The 22,690-nt window shown below is 67.7% G+C and carries 23 protein-coding genes and 3 pseudogenes; 14 read left to right on the top strand and 12 right to left on the bottom strand.

The window, feature by feature from the left end; translation table 11 throughout:
* Positions 1-23 precede the first annotated feature (23 nt).
* Positions 24-155, top strand: coding sequence for a hypothetical protein (locus ACFQVD_RS04285; protein WP_386368395.1), 132 nt, complete (start codon positions 24-26; stop codon positions 153-155).
* Here ACFQVD_RS04285 and ACFQVD_RS04280 read toward each other — a convergent pair.
* The 5 genes and pseudogenes from ACFQVD_RS04280 to ACFQVD_RS04260 form a co-directional block, all read right to left on the bottom strand.
* A pseudogene (locus ACFQVD_RS04280) lies at positions 113-253 on the bottom strand (class I tRNA ligase family protein); the annotation flags it as partial. The gene ACFQVD_RS04285 and the pseudogene ACFQVD_RS04280 sit on opposite strands and share 43 nt — an antisense overlap.
* A 59-nt stretch (positions 254-312) precedes the next feature.
* A complete protein-coding gene (locus tag ACFQVD_RS04275; protein ID WP_343965223.1) occupies positions 313-678 on the bottom strand; it encodes a cupin domain-containing protein in 366 nt (121 codons plus the stop codon).
* 38 nt (positions 679-716) lie between these two features.
* On the bottom strand, positions 717-2,015 hold the full coding sequence (locus ACFQVD_RS04270) for a SidA/IucD/PvdA family monooxygenase (RefSeq protein ID WP_343965221.1): 1,299 nt from the start codon (positions 2,013-2,015) through the stop codon (positions 717-719).
* Positions 2,016-2,081: 66 nt separating this feature from the next.
* A complete protein-coding gene (locus tag ACFQVD_RS04265; RefSeq protein ID WP_343965219.1) occupies positions 2,082-2,243 on the bottom strand; it encodes a hypothetical protein in 162 nt (53 codons plus the stop codon).
* 151 nt (positions 2,244-2,394) lie between these two features.
* A complete protein-coding gene (locus ACFQVD_RS04260) occupies positions 2,395-2,763 on the bottom strand; it encodes a hypothetical protein (protein WP_343965215.1) in 369 nt (122 codons plus the stop codon).
* Positions 2,764-3,008: 245 nt separating this feature from the next.
* Between ACFQVD_RS04260 and ACFQVD_RS04255 the strand changes: the two genes are divergently transcribed.
* Positions 3,009-3,995 (top strand): helix-turn-helix transcriptional regulator, encoded by a 987-nt coding sequence (locus ACFQVD_RS04255; RefSeq protein ID WP_343965396.1) that lies wholly within the window; start codon positions 3,009-3,011, stop codon positions 3,993-3,995.
* 30 nt (positions 3,996-4,025) lie between these two features.
* On the opposite strand, the gene ACFQVD_RS04250 is transcribed toward ACFQVD_RS04255, so the two are convergent.
* Positions 4,026-4,541 (bottom strand): methyltransferase family protein, encoded by a 516-nt coding sequence (locus tag ACFQVD_RS04250; RefSeq protein ID WP_343965213.1) that lies wholly within the window; start codon positions 4,539-4,541, stop codon positions 4,026-4,028.
* Positions 4,542-4,739: 198 nt separating this feature from the next.
* On the opposite strand from ACFQVD_RS04250, the gene ACFQVD_RS04245 reads away from it, so the two are divergent.
* Positions 4,740-5,054, top strand: coding sequence for an L-rhamnose mutarotase (locus ACFQVD_RS04245; protein WP_343965211.1), 315 nt, complete (start codon positions 4,740-4,742; stop codon positions 5,052-5,054).
* Between the two features lie 64 nt (positions 5,055-5,118).
* Positions 5,119-5,532, top strand: a complete 414-nt coding sequence (locus tag ACFQVD_RS04240) for a ribosomal maturation YjgA family protein (RefSeq protein WP_343965207.1) — start codon at positions 5,119-5,121, stop codon at positions 5,530-5,532.
* A gap of 15 nt (positions 5,533-5,547) precedes the next feature.
* Here the strand turns inward: ACFQVD_RS04240 and ACFQVD_RS04235 are convergent, their stop codons facing one another.
* Entirely contained in the window at positions 5,548-6,804 is a 1,257-nt protein-coding gene (locus ACFQVD_RS04235) for a cytochrome P450 (RefSeq protein ID WP_343965205.1), read from the bottom strand.
* Positions 6,805-7,157: 353 nt separating this feature from the next.
* On the opposite strand from ACFQVD_RS04235, the pseudogene ACFQVD_RS44840 reads away from it, so the two are divergent.
* Both ACFQVD_RS44840 and ACFQVD_RS04220 read left to right on the top strand, forming a co-directional pair.
* A pseudogene (locus ACFQVD_RS44840) lies at positions 7,158-8,210 on the top strand (IS630 family transposase).
* 211 nt (positions 8,211-8,421) lie between these two features.
* On the top strand, positions 8,422-9,783 hold the full coding sequence (locus tag ACFQVD_RS04220) for an ISAs1 family transposase (protein WP_343979267.1): 1,362 nt from the start codon (positions 8,422-8,424) through the stop codon (positions 9,781-9,783).
* A 902-nt stretch (positions 9,784-10,685) separates the two neighbouring features.
* On the opposite strand, the gene ACFQVD_RS04215 is transcribed toward ACFQVD_RS04220, so the two are convergent.
* On the bottom strand, positions 10,686-13,232 hold the full coding sequence (locus ACFQVD_RS04215; RefSeq protein ID WP_343979269.1) for a LamG-like jellyroll fold domain-containing protein: 2,547 nt from the start codon (positions 13,230-13,232) through the stop codon (positions 10,686-10,688).
* 100 nt (positions 13,233-13,332) lie between these two features.
* Between ACFQVD_RS04215 and ACFQVD_RS44835 the strand changes: the two are divergent.
* Positions 13,333-14,385 (top strand): annotated as a pseudogene (locus ACFQVD_RS44835) (IS630 family transposase).
* Positions 14,386-14,461: 76 nt separating this feature from the next.
* Positions 14,462-15,271: an Fpg/Nei family DNA glycosylase gene (locus tag ACFQVD_RS04200; RefSeq protein WP_343967746.1), complete on the top strand. Its 810-nt coding sequence runs from the start codon at positions 14,462-14,464 to the stop codon at positions 15,269-15,271.
* Between the two features lie 62 nt (positions 15,272-15,333).
* On the opposite strand, the gene ACFQVD_RS04195 is transcribed toward ACFQVD_RS04200, so the two are convergent.
* On the bottom strand, positions 15,334-16,188 hold the full coding sequence (locus tag ACFQVD_RS04195) for a tryptophan 2,3-dioxygenase (RefSeq protein WP_343967748.1): 855 nt from the start codon (positions 16,186-16,188) through the stop codon (positions 15,334-15,336).
* 149 nt (positions 16,189-16,337) lie between these two features.
* Between ACFQVD_RS04195 and ACFQVD_RS04190 the strand changes: the two genes are divergently transcribed.
* Entirely contained in the window at positions 16,338-16,763 is a 426-nt protein-coding gene (locus tag ACFQVD_RS04190) for an Lrp/AsnC family transcriptional regulator (RefSeq protein ID WP_211263939.1), read from the top strand.
* 14 nt (positions 16,764-16,777) lie between these two features.
* Here the strand turns inward: ACFQVD_RS04190 and ACFQVD_RS04185 are convergent, their stop codons facing one another.
* Positions 16,778-17,890, bottom strand: coding sequence for an alpha/beta hydrolase (locus tag ACFQVD_RS04185; protein WP_343967750.1), 1,113 nt, complete (start codon positions 17,888-17,890; stop codon positions 16,778-16,780).
* Between the two features lie 28 nt (positions 17,891-17,918).
* The gene (locus ACFQVD_RS04180; RefSeq protein WP_343967752.1) at positions 17,919-18,044 is read right to left on the bottom strand and encodes a hypothetical protein; all 126 of its coding nucleotides are present in this window, start codon (positions 18,042-18,044) and stop codon (positions 17,919-17,921) included.
* Between the two features lie 230 nt (positions 18,045-18,274).
* Between ACFQVD_RS04180 and ACFQVD_RS04175 the strand changes: the two genes are divergently transcribed.
* The 4 genes from ACFQVD_RS04175 (at position 18,275) to ACFQVD_RS04160 (ending at position 21,450) form a co-directional block, all read left to right on the top strand.
* A complete protein-coding gene (locus ACFQVD_RS04175) occupies positions 18,275-19,291 on the top strand; it encodes an SPFH domain-containing protein (RefSeq protein WP_343967754.1) in 1,017 nt (338 codons plus the stop codon).
* 149 nt (positions 19,292-19,440) lie between these two features.
* The gene (locus ACFQVD_RS04170) at positions 19,441-19,998 is read left to right on the top strand and encodes a GNAT family N-acetyltransferase (protein ID WP_343967756.1); all 558 of its coding nucleotides are present in this window, start codon (positions 19,441-19,443) and stop codon (positions 19,996-19,998) included.
* 149 nt (positions 19,999-20,147) lie between these two features.
* Positions 20,148-20,975: a sirohydrochlorin chelatase gene (locus ACFQVD_RS04165; protein WP_343967759.1), complete on the top strand. Its 828-nt coding sequence runs from the start codon at positions 20,148-20,150 to the stop codon at positions 20,973-20,975.
* A gap of 67 nt (positions 20,976-21,042) precedes the next feature.
* On the top strand, positions 21,043-21,450 hold the full coding sequence (locus ACFQVD_RS04160; RefSeq protein ID WP_343967762.1) for a nitroreductase family deazaflavin-dependent oxidoreductase: 408 nt from the start codon (positions 21,043-21,045) through the stop codon (positions 21,448-21,450).
* Positions 21,451-21,538: 88 nt separating this feature from the next.
* On the opposite strand, the gene pgeF is transcribed toward ACFQVD_RS04160, so the two are convergent.
* The gene (pgeF, locus tag ACFQVD_RS04155) at positions 21,539-22,225 is read right to left on the bottom strand and encodes a peptidoglycan editing factor PgeF (protein ID WP_343967824.1); all 687 of its coding nucleotides are present in this window, start codon (positions 22,223-22,225) and stop codon (positions 21,539-21,541) included.
* Positions 22,226-22,322: 97 nt separating this feature from the next.
* Between pgeF and ACFQVD_RS04150 the strand changes: the two genes are divergently transcribed.
* Positions 22,323-22,688 (top strand): PH domain-containing protein, encoded by a 366-nt coding sequence (locus ACFQVD_RS04150; RefSeq protein WP_343967764.1) that lies wholly within the window; start codon positions 22,323-22,325, stop codon positions 22,686-22,688.
* The last annotated feature ends 2 nt before the right edge of the window (positions 22,689-22,690 follow it).

The following is a 22,690-nucleotide window of genomic DNA, read 5'->3' as shown; positions in this document are numbered from 1 at the left end:
AGTCGAGCACGGTCTGCCGGTAGGTGTCGTCGACGGGCGGCAGCGGGGCCAGCGAGATGCCCATCGCCTCGACCGACCGCTGGATGGCCGCGGTGGAGGTCGCGCACAGCTCGGCGGGCGTGGTGCCGTGCTTGCGGGCGGTCGAGATCATGTAGGACTGGCTGTCGTCGGTGCAGGTGTTGTAGTTGACGGGGCGGCCGTCGGCCCGCAGGTAGCGGGCGTAGACGTCACCGGCGATGTAGGGGCCGGCCATGTGGCCGACGTGCAGGTCGCCGTTCGGCGTCGGGGTGGCGGCGATGACGATCGTCCCCGTCATTTCTCCTCCAGGTGCCGGGTCTCGAACGTGCGGGTCATGTCGTGGTCCCACCAGATGCCGTACATCTCGAAGTCGGCGCTGCCGTCGTTGACCACCTGGTGGTCGGTGCCGGGCGGGAAGTAGGCGACGTCCCCGGCGGCGAAGCGGGCGCGCTCGCCCTCGCTCTCCAGGACCGCCTCGCCGGAGACCGCGATGAAGATCTCGTACTCGTGGTGGGCGTGCCGGGTCGAGGCGGTACCGGGCGCGATGACGCACCAGGCCCCCTCGAACGGGGCGTTCAGCGTCTCCCAGGGCAGCAGTCTCTTGGCGAGCAGGCCGTTGTCCGGGCGCAGGTGGGCAGGGTCATAGGAACGGAGGTCCACGGGGATTCTCCTCGGTGGGTTTCAGGGGGGCTGGGGGATCAGGAGGCGACCGGGAGGGCGAACGGGGACAGGAGCTCGGCGGTGGCCCGGCTCTCCTGGATGTCGCCGACGATCTCTTCGGCCCGGTTGGCCAGCGTGCTGAGCAGGGAGTCGGCGATGCCGTGCGTGTCCTCGTTGACGCCCTGCAGGTAACAGGCGGCGCTCGACCCGGCGGGCAGGGCCAGCTTGTAGGCACGGTCGACACCGATCTCGCCGAGGCCGGCCCTGGCGGCCAGGTCACGGATCAGCGAGGGCATCCGGCGGTCGAAGCCGGTGCCGAGCAGCAGGACGTCGCAGGGCAGCTCGTCGTGACGGCCGCTCTTCCTGTCCTTGAGGGTGAGGACGATCTCGTCGCCCTCGATCCTGGCCTGGGAGATCTCGGCCATCGTGATCATCTGGATCCTCTCCTGCCCGGTGAGGCGATCCAGGTAGATCTGCCGGTAGAGGTTTTCGAGCATGCCCGGGGAGAGGCCCGCGTAGTTGGTCCGGTGCATCTCGCTGAGCAGCTGGCGGCGGGCCTCGGGGCGCGACTCGTAGAACTCGTCGACGAAGGAGGCGTAGAAGAGCTCGTTGGTGAACTTGCTGCTCTCGTAGCCGTTGAGGCCGATGGAGCGCATGATCATCGTGCACTCGGCGTTGGGCATGCTCTGGTGGGTGGCCCACAGCATCTCGGCCGCGCTCTGCGCGCCGCCGATGACCGCGACCCGGTGCGGGGCGGCGTGGTCGAGTCCGGCGACCTTCTGGCTGAACTCGGTGCTGTGGATGATCCGCTCGCGAGGGAGCGTCTCGAACACCTCGGGGATGTGCGCGTCGCGGCCCGCGCCGACCACCAGGGTTCGGCAGCCGATGGTCGAGCCGTCGGCGAGCCGGGCGATCCAGCGCTCGACCTGGCCGTCACCGGACAGGACCGGCTCGACCGCCACGCAACGCCGGCCGTACTCGATGCGCACCTGGGCGAGCGACTCCGCGACCCAGAGCAGATAATTCGAGATCTCCATTCTGTACGGGGTGAAACTACCCAGGTTGACGAATTCAGTGAGCCTTCCCACCGAGTGCAGATGATTCACAAAGGAGAATCTGCTCTGCGGGTTCCTCAGGGTGACCAGGTCCTTGAGGAAGGAGACCTGACTCTGCGTCCAAGGCAGCAGCATTCCCCGATGCCAGGCCACGTTCTCGTGCTGTTCTATGATCAGCGTTCTGGTTGCCAGTTCCGGAGCGAGCTCTTCGAGAGCCACGGCGAGGGCGAGGTTGGACGGCCCTGCGCCGAGAGCGAGTAACTCGACTTCCTGGTGCTTCACGGTGGTCGCCTCCCGGACGACTTCTCGGGCATTGTGCCCGTTACGAATGGGTTTCTCCTGGTCGGCTCACTGCCAGCCGGCTCCGCCGGCCAGGATGAGGGCCGTGGTCGCCGCGGGGCCACCGGCCTTCTCTCCGGTCGCGGCCGCGGCCGCCACGGCGGTCGTGAGGATGGCGGTGAGCGAGAGGACGCCGATTACGAGGGCGGCTGGACGGATCGCGGCATTCATCGTTCTTTCTTCCTTTCGGCCGGTAATCATCGGCGCCCTTTTGCTGTTCCCCGGGTGATCTTCCGGATTACTTTCACCGGACATTTCCCGTTTTGTTCTGACACTTCGATTCTTGGTGGATATCCGGGTATTCCGGAAGGCCTCGGGGCTGTCAGCGCGCTGCAATGGCAGGACGCTGACAGACCTGGCCACCGGAGGTCTCGAAGCGGGCGAGGGCGAGGACGAGGTCGGTGCCGCAGCCCAGCAGCGACCAGCCCGCGAGTTCGGGCACGCCGTCGAGACAGCGCCCGCAGAGTCGGGCCGCCGCGCTCTCGGCGGCGTCGAGGTTGGGTCTGCGAATGAAGAGGCCGAGGTCCACACCGCCGGCGCGTTCCTCGCCGTAGACGTGCTCAAGCCCCTCCTCGGGCTCCGCCAGCACCAGGAGCAGACGCCGGATCTCGCGCGCGGACATCCGGCCGCCGGGTGGGGCCAGGCGGCCTTCGATCTCGGGGGCGCGTAGGCGCACGTTGATGAGATACATGAATCGACAGTGGTCGGCACGCGGCGAATAGACCAGGTGTTTCCGCTGGCAGGTCCCTAACGTGGCAGGGTCATGCCAGCGTGCCGCGGACCGGCCCGGGACCGGATCCGCCACCCCCGGCGTGCCCGGAGGCGAGCGCATAACCCCGTCGTCACTGCGTCTGGCTAGTTTCAGGCTGAGACCATCGTGGGTCCTGCCCGCAGATCGGGTCTTGGTCATGCTCGAACCGTGGAGGGGTCGTGCTCATGCTGCTTGGCATCGGGTCCGCCGAGGAAACCGTCTACCGAACCATCCTGGAGAATCCCTCCTACGGCGTGGTGGAGCTGAGCCTTGAGCTGGGCTGGCCGGTCCACCAGATCCGCGACACGCTGGACGAACTGGCCAAGCTGTCGCTGCTGCGCCCCTCCTGGGAGGAGCCGGACGTGCTGCGCCTGGTCCGGCCGGAGGTGGGGCTGGCCGCGCTGCTGGCCCGCGAGGAGGCCGCGCTGCTGGCCAAGCAGCAGGAGATCGAGCGGAGCCGGATGGCCGTCGCCCAGATGATCGCGGCCTACGCCGACCAGAATCCGGCCCGCTCCGGCGAGGACTCCGAGTCACTCGTCGGCATCGACACGATCCGCGCCAGGATCGAGGAGCAGGTCGCCGAGTGCCGGCAGGAGTTGCTCGGGTTCGAGCCGAAGAGCGCCCAGACACCGGACAACATCGCGGCGAGCCGTCCCCTGGACGAGGCGCTGCTCGACCGGGGGACGGCGATCCGCGTCGTCTACACCGACAGCATCCGCAACGACCAGCCGACCAGCGCGTACGCGGCCTGGCTCACCGAGCGCGGCGGCCAGGTGCGCACCACTCCCGGCCTTCCGCTCCGCATGCTCGTCTTCGACCGCCGGGTGGCCCTGCTGCCGACGGACCCCGAGGACAGCAGCGTCGGCGCGGTCCTGCTCCGCGGCGCGGGCGTCGTCACCGCCCTGGTCGCGCTGTTCGAGCAGACCTGGGGTGCCGCCACCCCCCTCGGCGAGGAGCGCAGACGCGACGAGAAGGGCCTCAGTCACCAGGAGCGCGAGGTGCTCCGCCTGCTCTCCGCGGGACTCACCGACGAGGCGGTGGCCCGCAGGCTCGACGTCTCGGTCCGCACCCTGCGCCGGGTCACCGCCGACCTGATGGAGCGGCTTGAGGCCCGCAGCCGTTTCCAGGCCGGCTACCTCGCGGCCACCAGAGGGTGGCTGCCCCGTCCGTGACGGCGGCTCCGCCTCCCACCTGACCGGGGATCAGGGACGGTAGGCGCGCGTACGGGGCCACCAGCCGGGCACGGCCGCGCGGTACCTCTCGTAGTCGGCGCCGAACCTGCGGCGCAGACTCGGCTCCTCGTACCAGTGGACGAACGCGACGACGGCCGCGGCCGTGACGGCGCCGTACGGCAGCAGGACGGGGCGGCCCAGGAGCAGCGCCTGCCCGCCGATCGCCGCGAGGACGGCCACGTACATCGGATTCCTGACGTATCCATACAGACCTCCGATGACCAGGCGTTCGGGCGGGGCGATCGGGGCGGGAGTGCCCAGCCCCTCCACGACGAACCGGACGAACGCCCTGACCAGCACCACGGCCCCGGCGACGACGAGTGACGCGCCGACGAGACGTAGCGAGACCGTGACCCAGGACGGCACCGCCGGCATCGAGTCCGCCGTCTCCCACCGGGTGATCCACCAGGGCACGAACCCGGCCACGGTGCCCGGTGCCAGCGCGAAGAAGATCGTGCTTCCGAGGGCCGCGGGTCTCCTGCGCACAGTGTCACACTCCCCTGTCACGACCGGCCGGCGACGGCGGCGAGGGGGCCGCCCGCGGTACGGCCGTTCGCCGCAGTAAATTCACTATGCGATGAGTTTAAGTTCGCACCGGAGGGGCGTCAACGGGCGCGCCACCCCTCCCGGCCTCCACACATCGGACCACTGCTATAACGGTCTACAACTTCATGGAGGTACGAGATGCGCGTCGCGCTGCACACCCGGGTCAAGCCTGGCAGGGAGTCCGAGTACGACCAGGCGCACCGGGAGGTGCCCGCCGAGCTGGTCGAGGCCATCAAGCGGGGCGGCGCGCACGAGTGGACGATCTGGCGCAGCGGCCAGGACCTGTTCCACGTGATCGAGTGCGACGACTACGAGGCGCTGCTCTCGTCGCTGGCCGGTCTGCCGGTGAACATCACCTGGCAGGCCCGGATGGCCGAACTGCTGGAGGTCACGCACGACTACTCCGAGGACGGCGCGGGCAAGGGCCTGCCCGCGGTGTGGCGGCTGCCCTGAGCCCCGCTCCCTCCGGACGGTGTCCGGCGGCGCGGCCGGGGAGCGTGATCGCTATCGTGGGTGGATGCCGCCCGCCCTCCGCACCCGTCTGCTCGCCGCGCTCGCCGCGGCCCTGACCGTCGCCGCCGGGCTGACCGTCCGCGCGGTCACCGGCGGCTGGTTCGGCAAGTACGCGGGCGACGCCCTCTACACCGTGCTGGTGTACGCGCTGATCGTGCTGGTGTGGCCCCGGATCACGCCGGCGCGGGCCGCACTCGGCGCGCTGGCGTTCAGCTGGGCGGTCGAGCTCGCCCAGCTGACACCCGTCCCGGCCGCGCTCTCAGAGGTGAGCGTGGTGGCCAGGCTGGTGCTCGGCAGCACGTTCGGCGCGGCCGACCTGGTGGCCTACGCGGCCGGGGCAGCCCTCGCCGCCTCGGCCCACGCCCTGCTCGGGCGACGGCGCGAGCACCGCCCCGAGCCGGTGACCACGCCGCCCTGACCGTCGGTCGAGCTGTCAGCTCCAGGCCACCGGCAGGTGGGTCGGCCCTCCGACGGCGTGGCCGATCTTTCGGGGGATGTCCTCGGTGGCCACCGTCAGGCGTAGCGTGGGCAGCTCGCGCAGTAGCAGCCCGATCGCGGCGACGACCTCCCCGTGGCCGAGGTGACGGCCGATGCAGTGGTGAATGCCGTAGCCGAACGACAGGTGCCGCTCGATGTCGGTGTCGGTGGCGGCACGCGCGAAACGCGCGAAGTTCATCGTGTGCGGGTCGGCGAACGCGCGCGGGTCGTAGTTGGCGGCGTTGACGGAGGAGATGACGAGCTCTCCCTCCGACAGGTGCGTGCCGCTGGGCAGGGTGGTGTCGGCGGTGACGTAGCGCGGCATGGCGTCGGCCGCGGTGGTGGAGAACATCCGCTCGAGCTCGGTGATCGCGCCGACGAGGTCGTCGGGGTGGTCGACGAGGTAGCGGTAGGCGCTGTCGTACCCGCCGTAGGGGTGGGTGAGCAGGACCTGGGTGAATGTGCCGATACTGCTGGCGGAGGTCTCCCAGCCACCGACGATGAGCGCGATCGGCAGCATGACCAGCTGGTGCTCGGGCAGGTGCGCGCCGTTGACGGCGATCTGCGACAGCAGGTCGCCGGCAGGCGCGCCGCGGCGCTGCTGCAGCAGGCCCGCCAGGTAGCCGTACATCGCGAACAGCGAGGCCTCGGCCTCCTCCTGCGACAGGTTGCTGTGGGACAGGAACGCCTCACTCCAGCGGTGGAAGTCGGCGCGGTCGGCCTCGGGCAGGCCCAGCAGGTCGCAGATCAGCTCCAGGGCGAACGGCAGCGCGAAGTCGGCCAGCAGGTCGGCGGGCGCACCGCGGCCGATCATCACCTGCAGCTGGGCGGCGGCACAGCGCTCGATCTCGGTACGGCGGGCCTCGATGGCCCGAGGCGTGAAGTGGTCCTTGACCAGCCCGCGCACGGCCGCGTGCGCGGCGCCGTCCAGGCCGAGGATGGTGCCCTCCAGGCCGGAGACGTCGTCGAAGGGCAGGGCCTTCTCCCGGGAGAGGAGCGGATCGCGCAGTGCCGCCTTGACGTCTTCGTAGCGGGTGACGAGCTTGGCGTCGGTGCCGTTGGCGCGGACGACCGGGACCACCCCGTAGGCCTCCCGGATCTCGTGGTAGAGCTCGTTGAGGTACAGGCCGGGCCGGTTGACCCCGTCGGGGCCCAGGTCGAGTGGGTGGCGGATCGGGCAGGTCGCGGCAGCCGGGTCTTTCATGACGGTCATCGGCGGGAGGGGTCCTTTTCTGGGATCGGCAGAGGAACTGCCGCGTATGGAGGTATCGGCGCATGCCGGTGGCCATGATCTCTGCAGGAGCGGTCCCACGGCCACCAGGTCACGACAAAAGGATCAACGTGCCACGGCGGGATGGTCAAGATCACTCGGGTGAGGCGAAGAAGCTCTCGGTGATCGCATCGTCGGAACACGTCCCGACCTGGCCCGCCAGGGGGCGGGACATCGGCCTGTCACAGCGGCCGGCGAGACAGGCGATGATCTTCCCGGCATACGTTCACTGATCTTTAACTCGCGGAGTTCGACAGCCTGAGGGCGTCATGGGGCCGTGCGGGTATGTCCTGGTTATGCGGTATGCGCAAGGTGGCGGGTTGACCGCCGCACAACGGACCAAGCGAGAACAGGTACGGCTGCGCGCGGCGGAGCTGTTCGCGCAGGGATACACCGATGCGCAGGTGGCCAAGGAGTTGCGGGTCACGCGGATGTCGGCGAACCGATGGCACCGGGCCTGGGCCACGGGCGGTGGTAAAGCGCCGGCTTCCAAGGGGCCGGCCTCGGTGTCGTGGCTGAGCGAGGCGCAGTTCGCCCGGCTGGAGGTCGCACTGAACCGGGGCCCGGCCGCGCACGGATGGCTTGATCAGCGCTGGACGCTCGCGCGGGTCAAGACGGTGATCGGGCGGATGTTTCACCTCTCGTACTCCTTGGCGGGGGTGTGGAAGCTGCTGCGGCGGCACGGCTGGTCGTGCCAGGTGCCGGTACGCCGGGCGATCGAGCGCGATGCGCAGGCGATCACGGTCTGGAAGGAGCAGGTGTGGCCGGCGGTGGGAAAACCGCGGCGGACCTGGGTGGCCGGGTCTGCTTCGAAGACGAATGCGGCCGTACGCTGAGGCCGCCCAGAGCTCGTACCTGGGGGCGGCGCGGTATCACGCCGGTGGCCTTGGTCTCGGGCAGGGCGGGCGGCCGGGTCTCGATCGCGGGGATGGTCTGTTACCGGTCCGGGCACCGATCCCGTATGATCTACCGGCTGCACCGCTACCAGCGGCGCGCCGGTGAGGTGGCGAGCTTCACCTGGATGGATTACCGCGCACCGGCAACTCGATGCTCCGATCGTGGTGATCCGGGACAACCTGAACCGGCATATCTGCGCCGAGATGCAGCGGTTCATCCAGGCAAACAGCGACTGGCTCACCATTGTCCGGCTGCCGTCGTATGCCCCCGATCTCAATCCGGCCGAAGGCATCTGGTCTCTGCTGAATCGGGGTGTGCTGGCCAACCTCGCGGTATGCAACCTCGACCACCTGATCCGCGTCATCAAACACGGCCTGAAGAAGATCCAGTACCGTCCGCATCTGATTGACGGCTGCCTGGCCGAGACCGGCCTGCTCCTCAAACCACCGTAACTTCACGCATTAAAGATCAGCAGCGGTCAGCTTAATCGTCTATGGATGTCGGGCCACGGCCCCGGCATCTTGAAGTTTTGACCGGGTTTGATTCCTTGCGTGCGAACGGCTGTGCCTCCGACGCTGGTGATAACTGATCCAATTTGGACATGGAAACGGGCACGACTCCCGAAGATCGAGGTTCTCACACCAGCCGATCCGGGAGGAAGCCGTGCCCGTGGCCCTATCATCGCTGATCAGCCCGATCGAGAGTGGCAACACAACGGGATCGGTGCCCGATCGGGTGACCCGCGAAGGGCTGCTGGCCCGCTTCCGCCGGATTTCCGACCACCGGTCCACCCGAAACGTCCGGCATCCGCTGGCCTCGATCCTGGCGCTGGCCGCGTGCGGGGTGGCCGTGGTCGGCGGAGACTCGATCATCGCGGTCTGGCACTGGGCCTTCGACGCCTGCCTGCAGGAAGTACTGGCCGAATTGGAGGTGTGGCGTGATCCGTTCACCGGACTGCATGTGCCGCCCAGCGAGCGGACCTTCCGCCGGGTCCTGGGCGAGATCGATGGTGACCAACTGGATCGCGAGGTGTGCGCTTATCTGGCCGGGCAGGCACCCCGCCCAGCCAAAGCACCCGGCCGCCCCGATACCCCCGGTACGGCTCGGCCGGACACCGCCGAGCGGGCCGAGCGGGCTGAGCGGGCCGAGCGGGCATGGTCGAACGAGCGCGAAGCCCGCCGGGTCCGTCAGCGTGACCGGGAACATCCCGCCATGGCGGGGTTGCTGCCCGCGGCTGCGGCCGATGGCAAGGCCATCCGCGGAGCCCGCCGCCCTGACGGCCGCCGCCCCCAACTGCTGTCGCTGTTCTGCCACACCCGCCACACGACGCTCGCTCAGCGGGCCATCGACACCGAGACCAGCGAGGTGCCCGAACTCAAGCCACTGATAGCCGAAGTGGATCTGGCAGGCACGGTCTTGACCGCCGACGCGCTGCATACCGTCCGCGAGACCGCCCGACACCTGGCCGAGGACCTCGGCGCGTACTATGTCCTGATTTTGAAGCACAATCAGCCCGCGCTTCTGGCCACGGCGATGGCCGCACTGGCTGATGGGACCGACGCCGAGCACGAGCGGGCCGGTACCGGGCACACCGAGACAGACCGAGGTCACGGCCGCAGCGAACGCCGCACCATTCGTACCGCCCCCGCAGACGGCGTCGACTTCCCCGGCGCGGTCCAGGTCATGCGGATCGTGCGGCACGTCGCCGATCTGCGCGGCTCGGGCGGTAGTAAACAGGTGGCCTACGCCATCACGAACCTGCCCGCTCACCTGGCCGGACCCGCCCATCTGGGCACCTACGTCCGCGGGCACTGGGGAGTGGAAACCCGTGCGCATTACGTGCGAGACGTCACTTTCGGCGAAGATGCCGGCCGGATCCGTACCGGTGCGCTACCCCAGGTGATGGCGACCTGCAGAAATCTCGCCACCGGCGCATTCCGCCACGTCGGACACGTCAACATGGCCTACGCCCGGCGACACTACCGAAACGACGCTCGCCGCCTGCTCACCCTGTTCGACCTATGAACTCAAATCACCCACGAGCGAGTACATCTTCAACATGCCGGGGCCGTGGATGTCGGGCTAGATGGTGGCTTGGCTGCCATTGCGTGAGATGAAGAAGCCAGTATTGTCGCCATGGCAGCTCATGCAACAAAATCTATGGATCAGTTTTGCTGATTGAACCGAGAAATTCTGGCAGCGCTACTGCTGGCGTTGCCAGAGGACCACTAAGGACGAAGCTATGCTTTGGGAGGGGCGACCATACTAGGCCCTCGTGAAGCTCGGCTTGGACGAATCTTTCCAAGGCTGAGATACAGGCGTACTTCCAATGGGCGACATTGATGGAACCACCAGCACCGCGTCCGCGTTTTTGGCCTGCATGGCTACGGACAGGAATCCTTTCGTTGTCGAAGCGTGATCCGGCAAGGTAGGGGTCGAGGGCGGACGTGTCCCATCCAATCCTCTGCTGGAGATTACCCGACGGTTTAAGAGCGGACAGTAGGCGGCCCTCGGCGGCGAGTGCGAGCAGGTTATGCCAGCCCAACCAGGCTGGGCTGAGGCTTCTGTCATGCCAGCAGGCGGTCAGCACTGAGCTTCCGGCGACTGCAAGGGCAGCCAATGCCTCGGGCTGGGCACCCCGAATTCCGTAGCTGGGCTCAGAAACGAGGATGCCATCCCCCCATTCAGAAATCACTGCATCATCATGTGGATCATCCCATCCAAGAGGCGAGGAGTCACTGGACTCGGAGGCTCTTTTTGCTCCGAGGATTCGACAGACCGAGTCGATATCATGACCTTTTATCGCAGTAAAGCAGGCGGAGTCAAGGCTGGCAACATTAAATGTCATCCGAAAATCCAATCTTTCCACTATGTTGCAAAATAGGATGACGGGAAGGGGTGACCCCCTTCCCGCCAAGATAACGCTACTAGAACTGGCCGTTGGTGCTGATCACAAGCCAGAACGGGTCATTGTCGAGAATTCTGTAACGCCAGAAGAACCAGTTTAGAGAGCCCCCCGCCGACCTGTTCTTGTGTAAGTCTACACGTTTGACAGAAAAGTTGTCCGTAAGTGCCCCTGTTCGCCATACGCGGCCGCCACCTTCATAAGTAGAATTGAAGGGGTACTCATCACAATCATGATCCACGATGACGGGAAGAGTTGCGCAAACGTCGTCTTTGCGGTCCTCGGTGACGTCGCGCAGGTCCTCGTCGATGGTTCTGTGGAGAGGTTTACCCTGATCGCTAGTGCGACTTGCGCTGAAGTTTCCCGGCACTATCTTATTTATCATCAGAGGCTTGGTGATGCTGGGGTTATAAAAGGCCTCCTTAATATGCTGTGCGACTGGTGCGTGCTTTGCGCTGGTCGTGTCGTAGACCATGATCTTGCTGGTCTTCTCAAAGACGCAGCCACCAACATGACTGGGGTTGTCGGATGCCGTATCGCAGCTAATCTGTTGCGGATCATTGAACATGTCGAAGTCCTCATCGTCGACCTGAGTCACGAGTTCAACGAAAGGACTGATAGTGCATGTCCCTACATAGTCTGGCCCCTCATCGCCCTTGTAAGAGCGAATTGTGAACTTCGCATACTTATTGCTATCCCACTCTGCCAGCGAGGACTTTCTGGAAGTCGGAGAGTTTGGCATGCACTGGGCCATCGCAGGATCACCAGCAAGCTTGACATATGTGCGGATGTATACGCCCGAAGTGGTTCCCGTATACCGAAGATTGTTGATCTTCGTCCATACGTCGATGTCGCGGCTATTGCGGGTAGCGTCATCCCACGCTACATCGCTATTCTTTCGACCGATACGGGTGTTGATAACTGTTGACGCGCGGTACTGTACCCAACCGGCCACAGATTTTGTTTTCACCCCGTCGACCCAGAGGTTTACGTACAAGGTAACACCGAACCAGCGGGTGTAGCACCACGAGAAAGCCAGCGGTACATCGTTCCACAGCCGACGGCCATCTGGCAGCAGATCACTTTCACAATTTTCCAGAGTGAGATGGTTAAAGCTGAATTCCGGAGGCTCGGTGGTCATTGCACTCGCGTCGGCCTTGGTAGCCCTCAAGGCCTGGGAGGAGATGGCTACTTCAAGGTTTTGCCATATGGACCAAGCACCATTAACGCCGCCAGAGGTAATACGGACGCGCCATCTCACCTTCTCGCCGTCCCGCAACTTGCCCTTGGGGACTTGCAGAGATACCTGGTTATCGTCGGACTTGGCGGTGACCTCGCCCGACCAGATCAGCCGCTTGTCCGTGGTTACCTTGTCCCCCTTGACGGACTTGGTGGGCTTGCTGGCGACCTCCACTTCCACCTTCGCCTCGCCGTCGCGCCTAGCGGGCAACCAGGTGGTCAGGCGGGGGGTGAGGGTCGAGGTGACGCTGACACCGTTCATCGTGCGGGCGTCGCCCACTGTCGATTTGCTGATCGAGGGAGCAGCGTCCGTAGCGGCGTCCATGTGCCGCTGTTGAGCCGCCACGCCAGTTACGGCGGCGCCGACAGGGGTATTCATGTCTGCCTGGATCTCGGTCGGCGTCTGGGCGCGGTTGTAGACGCGTACCTCGTCGATCAGGCCACTGAAGAATTCACTCCAGGCATTGTTGCCGCCGAGTCGTAATACACCGCCGTCGTCGATGAGGTCGCCGATGATCGCTTCCTGGTTGAGCAGAGTGCCGTTGACGTACATGGTGGCCGTGCTGCCGTTGTAGGTGACTGCCAGGTGGCTCCACTGGTTCAGTGGCAGCGGGCTTTCTCCTGCCACCGTCCCGCCGCTGTCGGCCAGTTGCAACCAGCCCAGTGGAACCGAACCGTCGGAAGAGTACAGACCATAGCTGCCGCCTTCGGCGAGCTCCTTCATCAACACGGTGCGCCAGTTGTTGTTTGCCGCCGGCCGTACCCATGCCGAGAGAGTCAGTGCGTCCGTCAGGCGTAGTGACTCGGCGTGCGGGACGGTCACCCAGCTGGAGGAGCCGTTGAACGACAGCGCCGTACCATGTTTGCCGGTCGTCCAGGTGGTGTCGGTGGCCGCTCCGGTGTTGTTCTGCCCCGAGGAGTCTCCGACGGTCGTGCCCGTGCCTTCTTCCATGCCGTAGGCGGCCACCAGTCCCGGCACCGGGGTGGGGGTGGGGTCAGGCGTGGGAGTCGGTGTGGGGGTGGGCGTGGGGGTGGGTCCTGGGGTGGTGGAGCCAACGGGGGTGTTCATGTCGGTCTGGATCTCGGTCGCGCTCTGGGCGCGATTGTAGACGCGTACCTCGTCGATCAGGCCGTTGAAGAACTCGTCCCAGGCATCGTTGCCGCCGATCCGCAGCGGGCTGTCGTCACTGTAGAGGCTGCCGGTGAGCGCGCTCTGGTTTGCTTGCTGGCCGTTGACGAACAAGCGCAGGACGGCGCCATCGTAAGTGAGCGCCACATGGCTCCAGGTACTGACCGGCAGCGGCGCGGTTCCGTTGATGGTCGTTGGCAATACCCTCGAACCGTAGAGATCGTTGTTTCGCTGCTGATCTTTAACTCGCGGAGTTCGACAGCCTGAGGGCGTCATGGGGCCGTGCGGGTATGTCCTGGTTATGCGGTATGCGCAAGGTGGCGGGTTGACCGCCGCACAACGGACCAAGCGAGAACAGGTACGGCTGCGCGCGGCGGAGCTGTTCGCGCAGGGATACACCGATGCGCAGGTGGCCAAGGAGTTGCGGGTCACGCGGATGTCGGCGAACCGATGGCACCGGGCCTGGGCCACAGGCGGTGGTAAAGCGCCGGCTTCCAAGGGGCCGGCCTCGGTGTCGTGGCTGAGCGAGGCGCAGTTCGCCCGGCTGGAGGTCGCACTGAACCGGGGCCCGGCCGCGCACGGATGGCTTGATCAGCGCTGGACGCTCGCGCGGGTCAAGACGGTGATCGGGCGGATGTTTCACCTCTCGTACTCCTTGGCGGGGGTGTGGAAGCTGCTGCGGCGGCACGGCTGGTCGTGCCAGGTGCCGGTACGCCGGGCGATCGAGCGCGATGCGCAGGCGATCACGGTCTGGAAGGAGCAGGTGTGGCCGGCGGTGGGAAAACCGCGGCGGACCTGGGTGGCCGGGTCTGCTTCGAAGACGAATGCGGCCGTACGCTGAGGCCGCCCAGAGCTCGTACCTGGGGGCGGCGCGGTATCACGCCGGTGGCCTTGGTCTCGGGCAGGGCGGGCGGCCGGGTCTCGATCGCGGGGATGGTCTGTTACCGGTCCGGGCACCGATCCCGTCTGATCTACCGGCTGCACCGCTACCAGCGGCGCGCCGGTGAGGTGGCGAGCTTCACCTGGATGGATTACCGCGCACCGGCAACTCGATGCTCCGATCGTGGTGATCCGGGACAACCTGAACCGGCATATCTGCGCCGAGATGCAGCGGTTCATCCAGGCAAACAGCGACTGGCTCACCATTGTCCGGCTGCCGTCGTATGCCCCCGATCTCAATCCGGCCGAAGGCATCTGGTCTCTGCTGAATCGGGGTGTGCTGGCCAACCTCGCGGTATGCAACCTCGACCACCTGATCCGCGTCATCAAACACGGCCTGAAGAAGATCCAGTACCGTCCGCATCTGATTGACGGCTGCCTGGCCGAGACCGGCCTGCTCCTCAAACCACCGTAACTTCACGCATTAAAGATCAGCAGGAGCGGAAACCACACGGGGGTGGCAGTGGTCGCCATGAATTACGCTCTGTGGAATGCCTGAAGGACACACCATTCATCGACTGGCCGGAGAGCACCGGCGGGCCTTCGGCGGCCGTGAGGTCCGCGCGGAAAGCCCCCAGGGGCGGTTCGCCGCCGGGGCGCTACGGATCGACGGGCGGGTGCTCACCGAGGCCGACGCCCACGGCAAGCACCTGCTGCTCGGCTTCGACGACGAGCGGTGGCTCCACGTCCACCTGGGCATCTACGGCAAGTACGCCTTCGGCCCCGTCCCCGTGCCCGCGCCGACCGGGATGGTGCGGCTACGCCTGAGCAACACCGGCGAGTACGCGGACCTGCGCGGCCCCAACACCTGCGAACTGCTCGACCCGGCGGGAAAGGCCGCGCTGCACGCCAGACTCGGGCCCGACCCGCTGCGCGCGGACGCCGATCCCGAGTCGGCCTGGCGGCGGATCGGCCGCAGCCGCACCTCCGTGGGGGTCCTGCTGATGGACCAGTCGGTCGTCGCGGGCGTGGGGAACATCTACCGGGCCGAGGCACTGTTCCGGCAGGGCGTCGACCCGTCACGGCCCGGCCGCGACCTCACCCGCGAGCAGTGGGAGGCGATCTGGGCGGATCTGGTGCTCCTGATGACCGACGGTGTCCGGGTGGGCCGCATCGACACGGTCAGGCCCGAGCACACTCCGGAGGCGATGGGCCGTCCGCCCCGCGTCGACGACCACGGCGGCGAGGTCTACGTCTACCGGCGTTCCGGCATGCCCTGTTTCCTCTGCGGCACCGAGGTGCGCACGCAGGTGCTCGCCGGGCGCAACCTCTTCTGGTGCCCGGTCTGCCAGACCGGCTGACGGCGCCGCACCGGGCGAGATCGAGTAGCCTCCGGGGACTCGCAGGCCCCGGTCGGGCGCGCTCACATCAGGGTGCGGGCCGTCCAGAGTTCGGGGAAGACCTCCCGCCGCATGCTCCGCTCCAGCCAGCTCAGGCCGCTGGATCCGCCGGAACCGGGCTTGGCCCCCATCGAGCGGCGCACCGCCATCAGGTGCCGGTAGCGCCAGTCGGAGAACTGCTCGGCCAGGTCGGTCAGCGTCTCGGCCAGCGGGGCGAGCGGCCCGGCGTAGACCTCGACCCAGACCGCCTCGACCTCGGCGCTCGGCTCGTACTCCGCGGCGAGGTCGCGTTCGAGCACCGAGGCCGGGATCGGGTGGCCCGCGCGGGCGAGCATGGCGAGTACCGAGTCGTAGAGGCTCGGCCGGTGCAGCGCCTCCACCAGTTCCCGGTGCGCCTCGGGGTTGCGGCGGTGCGGCCTGATCAGCGCCTCGGACTTGTTGCCGAGCAGGAACTCCACATGGCGGTAGAGCGCGGACTGGAAACCCGATCCCTCGCCGAGCGCGTCACGGAAGGTGTTGAACTGCGCCGGGGTCAGCCAGCTCAGCGCGGCCCAGGCGGCGTTGAGCGCCTCGAAGTGCCGTACCGTGCGCCTGATCGTCCACGTCGCGGCGTTGACGTCGTCCTCGTCGAGCTGCCGCTGGGCCAGACGCCACTCCGAGCGGAGCAGCCCGAAGTAGAGCTCCATCACCTGCGTGGTGACCAGGAACGCCAGTTCCTCCGGGGCGTCGGTGACGGTGTGCTGAAGATCATGAAGGGCGGCGGTGCCCACGTATTCGTCGTAGGGCGTGCCGGCTTCGAAGCCCAGCGTCGGCAGACCGTCGTTGGCCTCCGCGCGTGCCTTACGGTCCTGCTCCGTGAGCTGCTTGATAGCGGTCATCGCTCCTCCTACGCCTGTACACCCCCATGGTGCTCCGTATCGGTCTGTACGAAAATAATGCGAGAAAGGTGATTATTGGGTTGCGCCTTCGGAACGGAAGGCATCCGGCAGATCAACTTACGGCATGACGGAGCGTGATCGTGGACGCGATGGACTGGGCACTGCTGGCCGAGTTGCAGCAGGACGCGCGACTGTCCTACAGCGAGCTCTCCCGGCGGGTGCACCTGTCCGCCCCGGCGGTGGCGGAGCGGGTACGGCGGCTGGAGGAGACCGGGGTGATCACGGGCTACCACGCCAGGGTCGATGCGTCACGGGCCGGGCGCGGGGTGGCCGCCCTGATCAGGATGTCGTGTTACGGCCCCCGCTGCGTGCTCCGCGACGAGCAGGCACTGGCCTGGCCGGAGATCCTTGAGGTGCACCGGGTGACCGGTGACGCCTGCTGCCTGCTGCGGGTCGTCACCTCCTCGATGACGACATTCGAGGAGATGATCGACCGGCTCGCCCCGTACGGCCACCCGTCGAGCATGATGGTGCTGTCCAGCCCCGTCCCCTGGCGCCCCCTGTCGTCCGGCTGAGACCCACCGTCGCGTCAGGTGACCTTGCCGTGCTCGGCGATCGCCCCCGCGGTGGCCCGCCAGATCGGTGACGCGGGATCGATGACGTCGAAATGATCACCCGACATTTCGAGATATATCACCTGATCGCCTGACTCCTGAGCGGCTCGCGCGTAGCGACGGCTGAAGTCGACCAGGTCCAGGTCGTCCCCACTCCCCTGCACGACGAGCTGGGGCACTCCCAGCGGGAGCCGTTCCAGCGGCCCCGACCGCAGGTAGGTCTCGGGCACCTCGGCGGCGGATCCGCCGAGCGCCGCGGCGACCGCGCCGGAGCTCATGTGCCTGCGATCCCCCTCGGCCAGGTCGAGCACCCCCGCCAGGGAGACCGCCAGGGTGATCCGCCGGTCGTCGGCGGCGGCGCGGAGGGCGAGCTGCCCGCCCGCGGAGTGACCGATCACCACCAGCGGGCCGCGGGCGCCCTGTGCCGCGAGGGCGATGCCCCGGGCGACGTCCGCGGTGGTCGCGTCCCAGCCGTGCAGGTCGGGGCGGCGGTATTCGAGGTTCCAGGCGGCGAACCCGCGCTCGGCGAGGTCGATGGCGAGCGCGTCCATCAGATCCGCGCCCCAGACCGAGCGCCAGAAACCACCGTGTAGCAGCACCGCGACGGGTGTCCGTCCGTCGGCCTCGGGCGAGGGCGCCTGCCCCGGGGTCCCGTACGGCGGCCGTATCTCCGCCCACTGCTCGGGGTGATCACCGTAGCCGACCCGGTGCGCCGGTCGGCGCAGCCGGTGTACGGCGTGCCTGATCGCCCAGGTCAGCCCCCAGACTCCCCGCCCGTGCAGGTGGGTACCCGACGCGCCGTCCGCCGCCCCGGAGAGCGGGGCCTCGGACTTCGTCAGGTCGAGCCAGACCGCCTCGGGATACTCGGCGAACAGGCCGCGGGCCCCCGGATCCGGACCCGGCACGACGACCAGGGCGCCGGGCGACTCCAGCGCCGCCCGGAAGCCTGGCAGGTCCGAGGTCATCGACACCGTCCCGCCGACCCCGAGGGCCGCGAACTCACGGTCGGCCACCTCGGTGAGCAGGCGAAGGTCCGCGACCAGGCCGGGACCGGTGACCACGAGCACATGCAGATTCGAGGGAATCATTCGCCCATTCTGCCGCATTACTCCGTGATTACCGTCCGCGGATATACGCCCGTACCAGCACCTCCTCCGCGTCGTCCAGACAGCTCCCCAGGACCCGCTCGGCCTCGGTACGACCGTCCTCGGCGAGCCCGATCGACTCCGGGTCGCAGGCCACGAGGGGCTCGTGGAAGGCGCGCGGGTTCTCATCACGTGGAAGGCCGGGCTGAGGTCGGCCGGCAACGGGCGCATCGCCCGAAGCTCTTCCACAAATCACCGAACTCACCGGCTCACCGGTCCGTCAAACCCATCAGAACCCACCACGCAGGGAAGCCGGGTGGGTCGGTGGCCGGGGACGGCCATCCCCCGCCACCGCCCTCCGGTGCCCGTCCCCCGGAAAGGACCGGCATGCGCCTTGGCAAGAGCATCATCGCCGTGGTTTTCGCGGTCGCCGCAGTGGCCGTTCTGATCGTCGTCGGAGGCGGTTTCAAGCGCACCGACCCCGGCCAGGTGGCCGTCGTCAGGGACGGCGGCCCGCTGGACGACACCGGGATCCGCCAGGTCATCCCGCCCGGCTCAGGGCTCACCTGGGTCGGCCTGTGGTCGTCGCTGCACTCCTATCCCGCCCAGCAGCGGATCTACACCATCACCACCGACGCCAAGCGAGCCAGCAGCAGCGGCGTGGACGAGGTGACCGTGCCGAGTGCCGACGGGGTGAACCTCGGCATCGAGGGCACGCTCTACTTCACACTCAACCTCGACACCGAGATGCTCAAGCGCTTCGACGACAGGTACGGCACCCGCACCTACCTGGGACAGGACGGCGAGTCCCGCTACGCCTGGGACGGGGACGAGGGCTGGAACGCGTTCTTCATCCAGTCCGTGCGACCGGTGGTCTACAACGCCCTGCGCACCCAGATCGGCGCCGCCGACTGCGCCGACCTGCTCTCCTCCTGCGCGCTGGTACAGCCCTCGACCACCAGGGCCGATCCGGCCGGCGTCGACAGCAACGCCTCCATCACCCGGGCCCAGGACGGCATCAACCGGCTCCTGGAGCGCGATCTGGAACAGCTGCTCGGCGGCCGTTTCTTCACCGGGTTGCGGTTCACCCTGGTCCGGGTGACGCTGCCGCCCGAGATCCAGACCGCGGTGAACAGCGCCCAGGTCGCCCAGGCGGGGATCGCCGAGGCCAAGGCGAAGGCGTCGCAGGCCGACGTCGAGGCCGAAACGAAGATCAGGCAGGCCGAGGCGGACGCGAAGGCGTCGATCGCGCTGGCCACCGGCAAGGCCCAGGCGAACAAGAAGCTCCAGGAGAGCTATCGGAAGTGCCGCGCCTGCGTCGAGATCGACAAGCTGAAGGCCCTCCCCGGGGGCATCACCGTCTACGCTCCGGGAAACTCCGACGTCGTCGTCCCGTCGAGGTGACGTCCACGCCCCGGGGCGGTGCCGAGATCACCTGGCGCCCCAGGCCTGGGCAGGCGCGAAGCGGTACATATAAGATCATTAAATGATGGTATGTCCGCTTGTTGGATTGATCTCTGGTCCTGGAACTCCCGAGAGGTTAGCGTCTGCGCATGCGCCACGTTGAGATCTCGGGCAGGAGACTCCGATTGAGGGAGGTCACCATCGAGGACGTGGACGCCCTGCACGCGGTGTACGGCGACCCCACTGCCACCGAACACCTGCCGTTCGACCCCCGCACCCGCGAGGAGGTCGAAGAGTCGATCATCGAGGCGATGAAGTCCTCGGAGACCGAGCCCCGGCGTCTCTACGTACTGGCGGTGACCGACCTTGACGGCCGCGAGGCCTTCGGCGTCGCCAGGCTGCACATCGAGGCCGACCACCCGCACAGCGCGGAGATCGGCCTCGGGCTCCGCCCCGACCACTGGGGCCGGGGCATCGGCACCGACCTGATCCGGCTGATCCTCGCGTTCGGCTTCCGCGACCTGCGCCTGCACCGCATCTGGGGTGCCCGCTCCCCGGCCAACACCGCCGCCCAACTGGCGATGCTGGTCGCCGGAATGGTCGAGGAGGGCAGGATCAGGCACCACGTCCGGGCCCGCGGAGCCTGGCGCGACTCCATCGTGCACTCGGCCCTGGAGGACGAGTGGGAAGGCCACCGCGATGTCTGATATCGAAGGGCCCCCGGCCGCGCGCCGAGGGCAGACGCCGGGAGACCCGTCCCGGATGATCCCGCGCACCTCACCTTTCAGAATGTTGTGACGGAAATGCTGCCGTTTCCGGTCACGGGAAGAGTCAAATGGCCCTAGAGTCCGCGCATGTGAGTGAGAGTCCCATCCTCCCCGTACGAGGGCGCCCGGTACGGCCCTCCGGCAGGCACCGCAGGCCCGTGCCTTCCCAGCTCCCGCCCGAGGCGCCGGCACTGGTGCTGGCCGCGCTCGGCGACGCCACCGGCACCGCCGCGGAGCTCGCGGCCCTCATCCGGGTGGACAACCCACAGATCCAGGTCAGACTGGCCGGACTCGGCGAGGACGCCAAGGAGCTGACCTCCGAACTGGAGTCGGCGGCCAGGGAGCGGCCCGAGAACGCCACAGCCGCCATCGTGGTGCCGCTGCTGACCGGCCCGCACCCGGTCGCGGACCGGCTGATCTCCATGGCCGTCGCGGCCAGCGGCGTGCCGGTGACGGTCACCGACCCGCTGGGGCCGCATCCGCTCCTCGCCGAGGCCCTGCACATCCGGCTGTCGGAGAAGAGCCTGGCCCGGGCCGACCGGATGCGGCTGCTCAACATCTCCAACCCGGTCGACACCCCGGTCGACGGGGTCATCCTCGCCACCGTCGGCGGGGAGAGCGCGGCGGCGGAGGCACAGCCGACGGCCGTGCTGCTGGCCTCTCGGCTGACGCTGCCCGTCCTGGTCGCCTCGCTGGACAGCGCGCCCACGGTGGCCGACGCCGCCGGACGGCTCCGCGGCATCGGCGCCCAGCGGATCGCCCTGTCCCCGTGCGTCCTGGGTCCCGAGGCGGCCCCGGGGCTCGCGAGCGCGGCGGCCGAGGAGATCGGGGCCGAGTGCGCCGACCTCCTCGGCCCCCACGACCTGATCGCGGATCTGGCCGCCCGCGCCTACGGCAGCATCCTGTCGGCGGACTGAGCGGCCCGACGTGACGGATCCCCTCTGACGGGTAATGACCTGCGTAAGTCGTCAGAGGGGACAGGTCATGCTGTACGGAAAAGAACATGTCGCGCGGTACCAGGCGACCGATGGTGCGGAAGGACACGAGTGGCAGGGCACCACCACCCTGATCCTCACCACCACCGGCCGCAGGAGCGGCGAACGGCACCACACCCCGCTCATCTACCAGCGCCACGGTGACGACTTCCTCGTGGTGGCCTCCAAAGGCGGCGCCGACAACCCTCCACTGTGGTATCTCAATCTCCAGGCCGACCCCGAGGTCGGGGTCCAGGTGCTGGGCGACCGCTTCACGGCCAGGGCGCGCACCGCCACCCCGGAGGAGAAGCCAGAGCTGTGGCAGATCATGACGGCGGCCTGGCCCGCCTACGACGAGTACCAGACGAAGACCAGCCGGGAGATTCCGGTGGTCGTGCTGGAACGCGTCACCTCATGACCGGCGTCACGGCGACCGGCCGGGTTCCACCACCTTCGGTCGCGCCGGAGCGCACCCCCTGTGAGGCGGGACCGGGGTGAGAGCCGGGTCAGGGCTCCAGCCAGACGTAACCCGCGAACCTGCCGGTCGTGCCCTCCCTGCGGTGCGAGAACAGGTCGGCGGTCTCGATGGTGCAGCGGGTGTCGTGGGTGATCTCCCCGACACCCGCCCTGCCGAGTTGCGAGGTGATCGCGGCCCGCAGGTCCAGTGCCGGAGTGTCCCTGGAGGTGATCGACCAGGCCTCGGGGAGGTGTACCGCGACCTCCTCGCGCAACTCGGCCGGGACCTCGTAGCAGGTGCCGCAGGCCATCGGACCGATCAGGGCGGTCATCCTCGCCGGGTCCGCACCGCGCTTGGCCATCTCCTCGACCAGTGCCGTTACCACGCCGGACACGGTGCCGACCCTTCCCGAGTGCGCGGCCCCCACCAGGCCGGCCCGTGGCTCGGCCAGCAGGACCGGCGCGCAGTCGGCACAGAGCGCGGCCAGGCCGAGACCCGGCACGTCGGTGCAGATCCCGTCCAGCGGCGGCGGGTCGTCACCGAACGGCTCGGTGACGTAACGGACGTCGGCGCTGTGAACCTGCCGCATGAACACGACCCGTTCCAGACCGAACTCGGCGGCCGTCCTGGCCCTGTTCTCCGCGACCGCGGCCGGCTCGTCACCGCACAGGCCTCCGAGGTTGCGGCTGCCGTACGGCTCGGCGCTGACGCCGCCGTGACGATCGGTGATCCTCATCTGAAAGTGCACGGCCCCGACCTTACTCGCCCAGGAACCTCGTTCCCCGGACGTTCGTTTCACAGGAGCACGGATCCCCCGAGAGATTGCGAGCGTCATGGCGGAGGTTGTGTACGACCGCAAGGAGCAGTACCAGCAGATCGCGAGCGGTCTCATGCCCGGCGAGCAGATCATCGCGGTCTACGACGCCATCGGCACGGGCACCGGCTTCCTGGGACTCACCGACAAGCGTGTGATCGTGCAGGACAAGTCGTTCGTCGGCAAGAGGATCGCCATCACCAGCATTCCCTACTCCAGGGTCTCAGCGGTGAGCGTGGTGAGCAACAAGTCACTCGCCGGTTCCTTCTTCTCCTCCGGTGCCATCGCCATCCACGTGGGCACCCACACCTACGAGGTGGAGTTCCGGGGCGACAACAAGGCACACCACGTGCACAACGTGATCTTGCACTTCATCTCCGCCTAGTG

The organism is Streptosporangium amethystogenes subsp. fukuiense, from assembly GCF_042665875.1.
In the GTDB taxonomy this organism is placed as follows: domain Bacteria; phylum Actinomycetota; class Actinomycetes; order Streptosporangiales; family Streptosporangiaceae; genus Streptosporangium; species Streptosporangium fukuiense.
Note: the sequence above shows the minus strand (reverse complement) of the source record. Positions and strands in the feature narration are given on the sequence as shown.